The following is a 12528-nucleotide window of genomic DNA, read 5'->3' on the forward strand; positions in this document are numbered from 1 at the left end:
TTATTTTAAATCTCTGGGGAATATTACTTTTTTTGTCTTGCCTTTATTAATAGCGTCCCAACTTTCATTATCAAATTCTATATGAACAAATCCAGCTGTAGGAACATTATCAATGTAAACATCCCCAAATTTATTAACAAAATTTGTAATAGCCTCGTTATGTCCGAATATAATTATACTATCATAACCATTACTATAGGATTTGATAACTTTTTCCAATTTTCTTTCATCGAAAGTATATAGTTCATCCTTATACAGAATGCTCTCCAATGGAAAATTTATATTTTGAGCAAAAATTATTGCAGTTTCCGTAGCTCTTTCTGCTGTACTGCTCCAAATACAAAACGTTTTGGGCAAATATTTGATAGCATGCGAAGAAACTAAATGGGCACTTTGCATTCCTTGTGAAGTTAACGGTCTGTCTTTATCGTGTAAAGGTGCTTCCCAACTAGACTTTGCATGCCGAATTAAAATTAAATTTTTCATACAATACAACTTTTTATTTTTTACAATACAAAAAAAATCAAAACAAAAAACAATGATTTAAATTCAGGAAATTGCTGTTATTTATTCAGGTTAGATTTCAATCAGATAAATTGAATTACAAATTCTTTAGGGAGTTACAATTTACAAAAAAACTTTAGATTATCTATTTTAATTTTTATTCATCTGAAGTCAAGACCTGTTTTTTAATATAATTCACAGAAAATTTAAGTAATATAATATGGATTATTAATTATTCTCTCTAACTTAAAATTGCAAAATTGTTTTTTGAATTCTACTTTTTGAAATATTTTTCAAAAAAAAAGCTGCCAATAAAATGACAGCTATCCAACTAAAATACTAACTAAACTTACATCTTTACAAAAATATTTGTATAATATTTCCTTCCATTTGTTGGATTTTCTCTTATGGCTAATCCAAAATGAGAAAAATTACCTTCTATATTTTCTCTATGGCTAGGACTATTCATCCAGGCATCAAATGCGCCTTTTGCACTATTATAATTGTAAGCAATATTCTCACTTACTCTTAACGCACCCAATGCTTTGATTATATTTTCTGATCGAGCTACAAAATAATCATGGTTAACCACATTATTTTCTATCATATACTCATCATGTTCTTCTGACTTATAGGATACGTGATTTATTTTTTCCAAAGCATTTAAGCCAATACTTACTCTATAATTATTTATTAATGCCATGGTTTCCAATTCTAACGGACTGTATTCATAAACTGTAATTACTGGTAATTTTGCCTGTGCTTCATTCGAATTATCTTCAGATGAACATGATGATAAAACTGCAAAAATAAATCCAGTTATTATAAAGCGAAATAATATTGTTTTCATAGGGTGTCAGATTAAATTTAAAGTAGATTGTGGGGCAAAAAACTTTAGTTATCATTAAAATATTTCATTTCAAATAAACAATTAATTCGTTTAAATACCAAAAATAATCGATGAAATGCATATTTTGTATTTATTTTAAATCCAATTCTTACAATTAACGCAATTACCAAGCCTTTAGATAGTTAACAATTTTAACTTTAAGCAAGAAAAAACAGTTTTAACAAACCTCTTTATACCTTCTTAAAGGCAAGAAGACAATAAAAAGAAGTTTTAAAATAATAAAAAAACCTATTTACATTCCCATTTAAAATTGGAAACAGAATCATTTAAACCAGCTTTCAAATTATAATGCCACCATTCGGAATCGAAAGAATTAAAATGCTCTTTAATCATAATTTTTTTTAATAGATTTCTATTGTTCAGAATTTCTTTAGATAAACCGCGAAAACCATGACTCGCTTCTTTACCAAAAAAATCAAACGAAGTTCCCATATCCAATTCTTTGTCGTCAAAATCTACTAGAGTAATATCTACAGCACCTCCTCTATTATGTATTGAGCCTTTGCTTGGGTTTGCAACATACTGTGGATCCGAAACTATTGCCCACATTTTTTTTTGAATATCCAAAGGCCTATAACAATCAAAAAGTTTTATTTTAAAACCTTTCTTCATAAACCTTTGGTTGGCCAAAATCAGCGCTTTTACAGTTTTATACCGCAAATAACATTCGGAACAATCATATACTTTAGATTTCAAAAAATTATCTTCAGTGGCATACTTCATATCATACACGAAATCTTGGCTATAGTTCTTTAAGTTTACAAAGGTGGTGTCATTAACTGCAACCATAGGTACTAAACTCTTTACTGCAGTTTGTGAATAGCAAGTAGTAAGTTCTAGAAAAAATAGAAAAATGAATAAGGCCTTGAGATAAGAAGTCATGAGAGAAAAATTTCCATAAAAATAGGAAAATTTAAAAGGTTTAGAAAACAAATCTATCTAAAAACAGAAAAGCCCCATAATCAAAAGATTATAAGGCTTTTTGTGAACGCACTGCTATGGCTTATAGGCCCCATCATGCCTCCTGCTATGCACTCAATTGATATAATACTTTATTCATACACTATTCATACATTATCCATACATTATCCATACACTATGTCCCGTCCTGTCCCGTCCTAAAATAACTATACATGTTATTAAATAAATCCTAATATAGTTATACAACTATAATTTTTAATCCTAAACTTACTATACAACTACTTTTTCATAGTTAAATTTTTTATTATAATTCTTCCATCGCTTCTTCAATTTCTCTGATTGCAAATGAGCCTGATTTGGGGTTAGGTAGTCACAACTAGAATGAGGTCTGATTTGCGTTTTATGCAAGATTTATTGGGACTTAATAGCAAAAGAACAACAGAAATGTACCCCCATGTAAGTACGAAAAGTATCCAAAAAATAAAAAGTCCTTTTGAAGATTTATAAGTTTTTTTGTCTATTTTAGCTAAGCAATAAAGGCGTTCACTAATCAGACCTATCCCTCCATATTTGGTTGTACAGGTTAGACAAAATCAGACCTAAATATTAGTTAGCGCCAAGCGTGAGGAAAATCCCGCATTTAAAAACCGATTTTTAATTTGTTAATTTGAGAAATTAATAGAAAATTAATAGAATGGCTAAAACAGTAGATTCAGCATTTATAGAGTTTAATAGAGATTTCGTAAATCTTGATTCAGAAAAAACTAAGACCGCTCGTAGTAGTCGCGATTGGCTGTTTACACAGTTAAATAATTTTCCAATCAATGACGAAAGCTTTCCTTTAAAATACATAGAAAGACATATAAAGTACGGCTCATTCTCAAGAAATACAAAAATACGTGAACTAGATGACATAGATGTTATTTATTGTTTACACGCAGATAGCGCACACTACTCTGAAAGTTTTCTTCAACCCAAAACATATTATATACATACAGAAAATTCGGGAGACAGGCTTAAAAATCTATCTGATAATAATAAATTAAATTCAATAAAAGTTGTAAACAAATTCGTTTCTAGCTTATCCAATATTTCGCAATATAAATCTGCTAAAATACACAGGAGGCAAGAAGCTGCAACATTAAATTTGACCTCATATGATTGGACTTTTGACATTGTACCTGCATTTTATACAAAAAATGGCTTTTATTTAATACCTGATGGTAAAGGTAATTGGAAAGCAACAAATCCAGCTTTAGATGATGAGTACATAACTAACCTAAATAAAAATTATAATTATTCTATTCATCAACTTGTAAGAACTCTTAAATATTGGAATAGAAGAGCAAAAATGCCAACGATGAGTTCATTTCTATTTGAAAATTTTGTTCTAAATTTTGTGGAAAGCAAAAGTGAACTATCAAAACATATTGATATTAACCTAATTAATTTTTGGAGTTATTTAAAAACGGCAGTTTATAACAATGTAAATGACCCAAAAGGTATTGATTCAAACATAAATCAATTGTCGTTTGAAGATAAAAATAAAATTTTTGAAAGGGCTAAAGACTCATATGAAAAAGGGTATGAAGCTTATCGATTAGAAACTGAAGATAAAAACCAAAATTCTGCAATTAACAAATGGAAGGAAATATTCGGAAATGATTTTCCTCCATACAATTAATAATAAATATGACTAGATTTGTTCCATTTGACACAACTTACGATCAAATTAGAAAACTTGAAAAAAGTTCTTTTATATTACTTTTAGTATCTGCATTTCTTATTATGATAAATTGGGTTTTACCAAAATTTTTTGATAATGAAATAAATAGTAAATATGATGATGTAAAAGAAATTGCAAAAGTAATTAGTTATGTATCAATGGTATGCTATTTAATTATAAATTTAATATCACGAATTCTTTTTCATAATGTTGAAAAACGTAAAAGAAACGACCTGATTGATAATTCTTTTGGTACTAATTATTCTGATGAGAATACAGTTGGTTATTACAATAATGAGGAAACTCAGAATGGCATAAAAAAACTTACTTTAAATTCGTATGAAAGTTCATTTCACACTGAAAATACTTTGAAATTAATGTTGTATAAAAACTTAATAATTTTAATTGTATTAAGTGTTCCATTTTTATTATCTATATTTTCTAAAAACGGCAGTGACATTGTAAGATTACTCTTTGAAATAAGTATTCCACTTACCCTTATTTCTGAATTCATTGTCATGCTTATATACTACCTAAATGTGTCAGAAATAAATGAACGATTTAAGATTGAATTAACCAATTTAGGTAACAAAAGCATAAATGAAAATGACATTCCTAAACTCCTTATTCCCATTATGGAATACTATAGTATAAAAGCTTGGGCAAATACAAATCTTGATTCCGCAATATTTAACAAAAATAACACTAAGATTTCTGAAAAATGGAAAGCACGAAAAATCAAACTAATACAATAACGCCTTGTGCTAACACACGCTACAAGCAATTTGGGTATTAGGCCTAATGGAAAAATTGGTTTGTATTTGGGAGATTTGGCAAATTCGAATAATGGGCCTAATTTAATCCCAAACTGCTTGTAACGAGGGAACGTTATAGGCAATACTTACTAACCAACCACAATTATAAACTATGATCGATAGAATTACCCAAAGTTTGTTAAAAGATTTTCAATCTAAATTTGATTATGAAGATGTTCAAGAAAGTGATTTATTTGAACATTTTGTAAATTACATAATACTAGAGAAAAAATTAGAAGATAGATTAGATGAAGATGCTCTTAGCGTTGTAAACATAGGAGTTAATGGAACCTTTGGATTAGATGGTTTTGCTATCCTGATAAACAAACATTTAATTACTTCTATTGAAGATTTAGATGAAATAATAGACAATAATTCTAAACCTACAGCTGAAGTGTTTTTCATTCAAGCAAAAACATCTAGTAGTTTCGATGTGAAAGAAATTAGCTCGTTTGGAAATTCTATTGAAGATTTCGTTTCAATCGCACAAAAATATTCTTGGAACGAAAACGCAAAGAATTTTATAAACCTATTTAAGCATTTAACTAATCGTGCTAATGATTTAGAAACAAATCCATCTTGTCAAATTTTTTATTGCACATTAGGAGAATATCTTAATGATAATAATACTGAAGCAGAGAGAGAACGGATTTTAAAAAATGTTAGAGAACAAAGAGTCTTTAATAAAGTTGATTTTCACTTTTTTGATTATAATAGTTTGCAATCAGATTATAAGAAGATTGGGCAAAAAATATCAAGAACCTTTGCATTTAGTCAGAAAACTTTAATCCCTGATATTGACAAAGTTAAGGAGGCTTACATTGGTGTTGTGCCTGCAAAAACAATTATTGATTTAATTGAAGAAGATTCGGAATTAATTTCTTCAATTTTTTATGACAATGTTAGGGATTTCCAAGGTTTCAATAAGATTAATAAAGAAATTAAGAATACAATCTCTGATGAAAACTTAAAGTATGCATTTTCCGTTTTAAATAATGGAATTACAATTATCGCAGAAAAGCTGGTGTCGTCTCGTGATAATGTTACTATTACAAACTATCAAATAATAAATGGTTTACAAACATCTAGAGTCTTATCAGATTCTAAAGAATTTATAGATGATAAAGTTTTTGTAACTCTCAAACTTATTGTAACTGAAGATGAGAATTTAATCTCTAAGATTATTCGTTCAACAAATCGACAGACTGAAGTTAAAGAAGAAGATTTATTAGCATATTCAGATTTCCAAAAGAAATTAGAAGATTTCTTTAAGACATTTAGCGACCCAGACAAATTGTTTTATGAAAGAAGGTCAAAGCAATATAATGGAACTTCTACAGATGCGAAATTAATAATTGATAAGTCTACTTTAATTAAAACAATGGGAAGTTTTTATTTCTTAAAACCGCAACTAGCAACAAGATATTTTGGAGCACTATTCAATGAATTTGGTAAACAATTATTTCTTGATACCCACAAATTATATCCTTATTATACTGCTGCTCTTATTTATAATAGATTAGATAGTAGATTCCGAGCAAATAAAATTGATAAAAAATATAAAAAAATACGATACTTTATTTTGATGATGCTACGTTTAGAATATAATTTAGAGTTTCCTAAATTTGAAGCAAACAAGATTGACAAATATTGCACGGACTTAATTAAACATTTTAATATTAAAGCAAATTTTGATCAAAAGTTGAAAAATGTAATTCAAAAAATTGACTCCTTGGATTTAGATTTGGATAGCACTGAATTATCAAAATCTAATAAACTTGTGGAAAACATAAAAAAACTGTATTTCAAATAAGTACTGCCTATAACAGCCATTTTGAGCTAGTTGGAGTTTAGTGGAATTGTCGTTTCGCATCAAGTTTTCGTTAAGCCGAAAACTGAAAGGTTACGAATTTCCAGCCATCTCAAAGTGGTATAACGTTAGTGGCAAGCAAAAAAAAACGACAATGACGAACAAATTACTACCTAATACACCAATTGAAAATTTAAATTCTGAAACAGATTTTCTTGGAATTCTAGATAAAGCAACGCTTATAAAAGACTTTCTGAAGGGGTCGAAAAACAACTCTGAGAATATTAAAATGTTTTCGTTGTATGGCAATTGGGGTAGCGGAAAAAGTTCTTTAATGAAATTTCTCCAAAAAGAGCTTTCTCAAGAATACAATACTTTTTTCTTTGAAGCATGGGAATTTGAAAAAGATGAAAACTTATCTTTTTCACTTTTGGAATACTTGACTTATGAAACAAAAGATTTGACAGAAGAATTTGCTGATGATGTTCTTAAATATGGCGGAAGAATACTAAGGGGGTTGGGGAAATCTATAAAATTAAATATCCCACTATTTCCCAATGGACCTGCTTTAGAGTTAGATCCTTCAGCATTCGTCGAAGAAATTTCCAAAAATGAAGAGCTAACATTTTACGAAGCAATTAAAAAATTTAAATTAGAGTTTCAAAGATTGGAAGATCTAATGACGCGCCAAGGTCGACCTAGTCATAATATTGTATTTATTGACGACTTAGATAGATGTGAACCACAACAAGTCTTAAACTTAATTTCCGCAATAAAACTTTTTTTTACATTAGGGAAAAAGACTATATTTTTTTGTGGTGTAGATAAGAGTGCTGTTGAAGCAGCAGTAAAAACAAAGTATGGGAAAGTAGTAAAAGCAAATGAATACCTGGAGAAAATTTTTGATATTTCTTTTTCAATGCCTGAAAAATATGACTTACAAAAACTTATTAATCAATATTTTGATGAAACCTGTTATTCATTAGGCGAAACTGAAATGGGAATTAATATGTGGATTAATAATTTTTTTGAATCTTTAGAATTTACAAATCCTAGACGTATAAAAAAGGTGCTAAATAAATTCCAAATGCTTCGAGCATTTGCGAAAATGGATGTAAACAGCAACAAAAACATTCCTAATATTGATCTCCAAAATAACGAAGAGAAGGGTTTTTTAGAAACAATTCTTATTTTGTATTTAATAATATTACATGAATTTTATCAAAATGAATTCGATTCTTTCTTAAACTTTGAACAAAAAAAAGAAGTCTATTTTAAAGTAAACGAAAATAATCCAAATACGCTTACAGCTATTAAAGATGCTATTGAAACAAATTTTAGTTTGGAATTTTTTGAAAATATAGCTCAAAGAAATTTAACAAATCAAGGATTAAAACTACAAGCTGAACGTTCTTTCTTTGTTTGCCTTTCACCAGTTAATGTCGAGAGATTTAACATCAACTCTCTTCAACCAAGAAGGATTATCGAAATGACAGTAAAAGAAAAATATATTGATTATTTATTTTATAAATATATTTCTTCTTTCGACGTTCAAATATTATTGAGTAAAAGTCAAAATAAAACATCTTTTATGTCATTAAAGAATCTCATAAAAACATTCTTATAAAAAGCCAGCCACTAACACACGCTACAAGCAATTTGGGTATTAGGCTAAATTTGAAATTGGTTTTGTATTTGGCAGATTTGGCAAATCCGAAGAATGGGCTTAATTTACTCCCAAACTGCTTGTAGCGCGGGAACGTTATGTACAATCCTATAAAAAAACACAGAATTCAATAGCCTAACTCTACAAATTATAAATATTAAATGAAAAAAGAATTCAAAAATTTGGTACAGACTTCAATAAGTTCTTTAATTAAAGCTAGAGTAGTGAAATCAGTAACTGTTGATCAATTAAATGATAATGGCCGTTTAATTGCGACATTAGAAGGTGAAAATTCAACTTTTGCAGAAGTTTTAATTGGTCGTGATTCTTCTGAAATTATATATAAAAATGGTGGGCTTTCTGAAAGAATGATAAACGAATCCAGTTTGGTTTTATTAGAAGATAGAACTTTAGGAGATAATTTGAGATTCACAACTACTGAATATACAAATCTTGCTAATATGTTAGAAATTCCTAAAGATAAAAAAACTAAAGACGCTGAAGCCAAACAACTTTCTTCAATAATAGCAGTATTAGAAAGTTATTGGAAATAGTAATAAAGACAAAATTAAAGGACTGTGCATAACAGCTACAACAACGGATTTGGGCAATTGGCTTAATAGTAAGTTGGTTTGGCATTTGGGAAGATTTACTTCGTCTATTCGCTATCGCTCGGATGGCAATTCTGAATAATGAGCTTAATTTAACCCCAAGCCAGCTGCGGTACCAGAACGTTACTCCAAACCATCACTCCCAAAACAAAAAGAAGAGACTGTATTTCAAGTCTCTTCTTTTGTTTTTTTAATAAAAATTAGCAGTTCTATTTTTTCAATAGCTTCTCTAAATATTCCACTTTTTCTTTTTCAGCTTGAACCAAACGTTCATAAAGTTTTATTTGTTCTTCATGTGCTTGCATCAATTTATCCAAAGGATTAAAAGTACAACCATAATTTACTGCTGAAGAATTATCTACATGATATGTATTCCCAATAATATTCAAAACTGCTTCTTCTGAAAAATTTCTTATTCCCTCAGCAGAAACACCTAACACTTCGGCAATCGCCTGTAGTTTTTCATCATCAATTGTTTCACTTGCTTCAATATTAGAAACAGACTGTTGGCTTACACCAATTGCATTAGCCAATGCGTCCTGTTTCATACCTTTTAGTTCTCTTATGCGGCTGATATTTCGGCCTATGTGCCTTGGTTTTGTTACTGTGTTCATAGCTCAAAGATATTTAAAATTCTTTAAAAATATAGGTCTTGGTAAAAAACAAGCTTGCTTTTGTGCGATACAATTTTGAATAGTTCGGTACGCTACAATCTATTACTTACTTGCTGTGTATTAAACAAAAATACAATTTTTCAGACATGTTTCACTAAAAAAAGCAAAATTATGAAAGCAATTGACAACACCGGATTACAATTACTTAGCTCTATTATTATTGAAAATATCAGTACTAGCGGAATTTACTGTTTTGGAGAAAAAAAGCAAATTCAGGCTATTCAAAACCCATTTTGGGAATCGACTTCCAAACAACAAGAGCACACCCACTTTTATCTGTTGATTTTAACCAATGAAAACAAAATCAATGCAGCAGCCGACATTAGTGATATTATAAAGGCCAAAACGGAAGGTCGTTATACAGCAACTTTGCTATTGCATAAATCAACATCGGTACGTCATCTCACTTCCCATAAATTATCCTTCTTTTATGAGGCGTTAACTAAATCTCAGACAATTTATGAACATGTTAATGTTCCTCCAAACATCGCTTTTGATGGTATTCCAAAACGCAAAGTTGACTTAATTCGCTCTCATTGGAAAAACAGAAATATAATTGCAAAAACTTTTCTGGAAAGTGAAAACCAAATTGATGGATTTGACACCGAACTAATTCAGGAATCGATGTTGCACATTGCTGTAGAACAAATTTGTCTAGGGCTTATTGATGCTTTTTTGGGGTATCAGCCCAATCACTTTTCACTGACTTTTCTTTTTGATCTCTGTGAAATATTCACTTCCCTCCCATCTGAGATCTTTCCGAGAACAACGGAGGAAGACAAAAGGATGTTTGATTTATTAAAAATACATCCTAGTTCCCTTCGTTGGGCGAGTCTGAAAACATCCAGTTTTTTGCATACAGAACTTCTGGAGAAAAGGTGTAATCTTTTCTATGAAAGAGCCTATGGACTCATAGAATCAGAATTGGAACGCCTGGAAAATCTTGAACCTAAAAAGCAGTAGTCATGTCTAGTTAAATTAAAACCCTCGAAGAATTTAAGCATTTTACCTCTTATCATTTTGATGCTCTAACATAAAAAGAATTGCTAGATGGAGAACGGCGATAGAAATAAAGGAGGACGGGTTAGCACCGAATCATTTTCGCATTGTCAAAATAGGCCTATATGGTCTTAATAGTCCCTTTTGGTCCTTCCTGAACCCCTGTTCTTTGATATTCTTTAAAATAGTTAAAGCTTTGTACTATAAATCCGCTTTTAGATGCATCGAAATTGGTTTTATAAGGTTTGAAGAAATGTACCTAAACATTTTATATATCAACATTATAATAAACAAAAATTATGGCTCAGCAAAAAGGTATAATTAAATTAAGAGGTACTATCGGGGATATTACTTTTTACAAAACTAAGGATGGTCATATCGCACGAGAAAAAGGAGGCGTTGATGCCAAACGAATTGCTAACGATCCAGCTTTTCAGCGCACCAGAGAAAATGGTTCTGAATTTGGAAGAGCAGGAAAGGCAGGTAAAATATTGAGAGCGTCGATACGCACTTTACTTTTGAATTCCGCAGACAGCAAAATGGTCAGCCGATTGACACAATCGATGATGAAAGTGATTCAGGCCGACAGCACCAGTGCACGCGGATTACGAAACGTAATTGATGGAGAAGCTGAATTATTAATCGGTTTCGAATTTAATATTAATGCGACATTGGGATCCTGTTTGTTTGCCACCTATGAGGGAACTATTGACCGTGTTACTGGTGCAATTACGGTTGACCTTGCTCCTTTTGTACCTGCTAATATGATTGCAGCCCCAGCGGGGACAACACATTTTAAAATCATTTCGGCCGGAACTGAAGTTGATTTTGAATCGGAAACATTTGTCGAATCCCATTCGGAAACTGCAATATTATCATGGGATATGGTGCCAACTGCAACCATTACACATACCAATATGGTAACGCCAAATAGTACTAAACCACTTTTTTTGGTTTTAGGGTTGGAATTTTACCAAGAAGTCAATGGAAAAATGTACACCTTGAAAAATGGATCTTATAATCCATTGGCTATGGTAACTGTAAGTGGCTTATAGGATGGTTTTGGTGTTAACCAGAACATATTTCCCCGAAGGAACTAATGGGACACTTGTCTATAAGGACAAAATAATCTGCAAGACGATTGAATTGCCTTGGAAGGATAACCTGTGTAAAGTTTCTTGTATTCCGGAGGGGGAATACTTTTTAGAAAAGCGCTACAGTTCTCGATTTGGTTGGCATTTGGAAATTATTGATGTTCCCAACAGAAGTTTGATTCTGTTTCATCCCGCAAATAATGCCTTAAAAGAACTACTGGGCTGCATTGCTCCCGTTAGCCAACTTTCCGGCTCCGGATTAGGACTTCAATCAAAAAAAGCCTTTACAAAGCTTAAAAACTTGGTTTATTGTCAACTGGACGAGAAAGAGAGTGTTTTATTACTAGTTCAATCTTGATTCCTTATGGGAATTTCAAAAAATCGAAAAAATATGAATATTATCAAACGAGTGAAAGCTCCTACACCCAAATTTTTTAAAGTACTGCGCAATATTGGAGTAGTTTTAGCTGCTGTTGGTGGCAGTATTGTTGCTGCTCCCATAGTTTTGCCCTTGACTGTAGTTACGCTTGGCGGTTATCTAGCAGTCGGAGGCAGCGTATTATCAGCAGTTAGTCAGCTAACTACCGACTCTAATTCGAAACCAGATGCAAACGAGTAACAGTCCGCTAGTAGGGACTGCCAGTGGCACTTTTTTGAGTGTATTACCGAATTTGCATTCAGAAGACATTCTGAAAACTATTGTTCTGGCTATGGTCGGTGCAATTGTCAGTTTCGCTATTACAATACTGCTCAAAAAACTGGTTCGAAGGGAAAAAAAATGAAACCGATTGGGTTATG

General features: G+C 30.9%; 13 protein-coding genes. 9 read left to right on the plus strand and 4 right to left on the minus strand.

Annotation, left to right across the window (positions count from 1 at the left end):
* From B0E44_RS11505 to B0E44_RS11515, 3 genes are all read right to left on the minus strand, one after another.
* Entirely contained in the window at positions 1-486 is a 486-nt protein-coding gene (locus tag B0E44_RS11505) for a histidine phosphatase family protein (RefSeq protein ID WP_077374982.1), read from the minus strand.
* Positions 487-853: 367 nt separating this feature from the next.
* Positions 854-1354, minus strand: a complete 501-nt coding sequence (locus tag B0E44_RS11510) for a CAP domain-containing protein (RefSeq protein ID WP_077374985.1) — start codon at positions 1352-1354, stop codon at positions 854-856.
* A 288-nt stretch (positions 1355-1642) separates the two neighbouring features.
* The gene (locus tag B0E44_RS11515; protein WP_077374988.1) at positions 1643-2296 is read right to left on the minus strand and encodes a M15 family metallopeptidase; all 654 of its coding nucleotides are present in this window, start codon (positions 2294-2296) and stop codon (positions 1643-1645) included.
* 733 nt (positions 2297-3029) lie between these two features.
* On the opposite strand from B0E44_RS11515, the gene B0E44_RS11525 reads away from it, so the two are divergent.
* The 5 genes from B0E44_RS11525 (at position 3030) to B0E44_RS11545 (ending at position 8906) form a co-directional block, all read left to right on the plus strand.
* The gene (locus B0E44_RS11525) at positions 3030-4019 is read left to right on the plus strand and encodes a hypothetical protein (protein ID WP_077374991.1); all 990 of its coding nucleotides are present in this window, start codon (positions 3030-3032) and stop codon (positions 4017-4019) included.
* An 8-nt stretch (positions 4020-4027) separates the two neighbouring features.
* Positions 4028-4816, plus strand: coding sequence for a hypothetical protein (locus B0E44_RS11530; protein WP_077374994.1), 789 nt, complete (start codon positions 4028-4030; stop codon positions 4814-4816).
* Positions 4817-4988: 172 nt separating this feature from the next.
* The gene (locus B0E44_RS11535; RefSeq protein ID WP_077374997.1) at positions 4989-6689 is read left to right on the plus strand and encodes an AIPR family protein; all 1701 of its coding nucleotides are present in this window, start codon (positions 4989-4991) and stop codon (positions 6687-6689) included.
* Positions 6690-6840: 151 nt separating this feature from the next.
* A complete protein-coding gene (locus tag B0E44_RS11540) occupies positions 6841-8313 on the plus strand; it encodes a P-loop NTPase fold protein (protein ID WP_124019321.1) in 1473 nt (490 codons plus the stop codon).
* Positions 8314-8513: 200 nt separating this feature from the next.
* Positions 8514-8906: a hypothetical protein gene (locus B0E44_RS11545; protein WP_077375004.1), complete on the plus strand. Its 393-nt coding sequence runs from the start codon at positions 8514-8516 to the stop codon at positions 8904-8906.
* A 266-nt stretch (positions 8907-9172) separates the two neighbouring features.
* Here the strand turns inward: B0E44_RS11545 and B0E44_RS11550 are convergent, their stop codons facing one another.
* Positions 9173-9577, minus strand: a complete 405-nt coding sequence (locus B0E44_RS11550; RefSeq protein WP_077375007.1) for a helix-turn-helix domain-containing protein — start codon at positions 9575-9577, stop codon at positions 9173-9175.
* Between the two features lie 171 nt (positions 9578-9748).
* Here B0E44_RS11550 and B0E44_RS11555 point away from each other — a divergent pair, with 171 nt between their 5' ends.
* The 4 genes from B0E44_RS11555 (at position 9749) to B0E44_RS11570 (ending at position 12349) form a co-directional block, all read left to right on the plus strand.
* On the plus strand, positions 9749-10600 hold the full coding sequence (locus B0E44_RS11555; RefSeq protein WP_077375010.1) for a hypothetical protein: 852 nt from the start codon (positions 9749-9751) through the stop codon (positions 10598-10600).
* Between the two features lie 335 nt (positions 10601-10935).
* On the plus strand, positions 10936-11691 hold the full coding sequence (locus B0E44_RS11560) for a hypothetical protein (protein WP_077375013.1): 756 nt from the start codon (positions 10936-10938) through the stop codon (positions 11689-11691).
* Between the two features lies 1 nt (position 11692).
* A complete protein-coding gene (locus B0E44_RS11565; RefSeq protein WP_077375016.1) occupies positions 11693-12088 on the plus strand; it encodes a DUF5675 family protein in 396 nt (131 codons plus the stop codon).
* A 51-nt stretch (positions 12089-12139) separates the two neighbouring features.
* Positions 12140-12349 (plus strand): hypothetical protein, encoded by a 210-nt coding sequence (locus B0E44_RS11570; protein WP_371594757.1) that lies wholly within the window; start codon positions 12140-12142, stop codon positions 12347-12349.
* Positions 12350-12528: the final 179 nt, after the last annotated feature.

The sequence above is a fragment of the Flavobacterium sp. A45 genome (assembly GCF_002001005.1).
Classification (GTDB): Bacteria; Bacteroidota; Bacteroidia; order Flavobacteriales; family Flavobacteriaceae; genus Flavobacterium.

Excerpts from the sequence above, each read along its gene's own strand:
- B0E44_RS11505 (WP_077374982.1), bottom strand. The coding sequence starts at position 486 with ATGAAAAATTTAATTTTAATTCGGCATGCAAAGTCTAGTTGGGAAGCA.
- B0E44_RS11510 (WP_077374985.1), bottom strand. The coding sequence starts at position 1,354 with ATGAAAACAATATTATTTCGCTTTATAATAACTGGATTTATTTTTGCA.
- B0E44_RS11515 (WP_077374988.1), bottom strand. The coding sequence starts at position 2,296 with ATGACTTCTTATCTCAAGGCCTTATTCATTTTTCTATTTTTTCTAGAA.
- B0E44_RS11525 (WP_077374991.1), top strand. The coding sequence starts at position 3,030 with ATGGCTAAAACAGTAGATTCAGCATTTATAGAGTTTAATAGAGATTTC.
- B0E44_RS11530 (WP_077374994.1), top strand. The coding sequence starts at position 4,028 with ATGACTAGATTTGTTCCATTTGACACAACTTACGATCAAATTAGAAAA.
- B0E44_RS11535 (WP_077374997.1), top strand. The coding sequence starts at position 4,989 with ATGATCGATAGAATTACCCAAAGTTTGTTAAAAGATTTTCAATCTAAA.
- B0E44_RS11540 (WP_124019321.1), top strand. The coding sequence starts at position 6,841 with ATGACGAACAAATTACTACCTAATACACCAATTGAAAATTTAAATTCT.
- B0E44_RS11545 (WP_077375004.1), top strand. The coding sequence starts at position 8,514 with ATGAAAAAAGAATTCAAAAATTTGGTACAGACTTCAATAAGTTCTTTA.
- B0E44_RS11550 (WP_077375007.1), bottom strand. The coding sequence starts at position 9,577 with ATGAACACAGTAACAAAACCAAGGCACATAGGCCGAAATATCAGCCGC.
- B0E44_RS11555 (WP_077375010.1), top strand. The coding sequence starts at position 9,749 with ATGAAAGCAATTGACAACACCGGATTACAATTACTTAGCTCTATTATT.
- B0E44_RS11560 (WP_077375013.1), top strand. The coding sequence starts at position 10,936 with ATGGCTCAGCAAAAAGGTATAATTAAATTAAGAGGTACTATCGGGGAT.
- B0E44_RS11565 (WP_077375016.1), top strand. The coding sequence starts at position 11,693 with ATGGTTTTGGTGTTAACCAGAACATATTTCCCCGAAGGAACTAATGGG.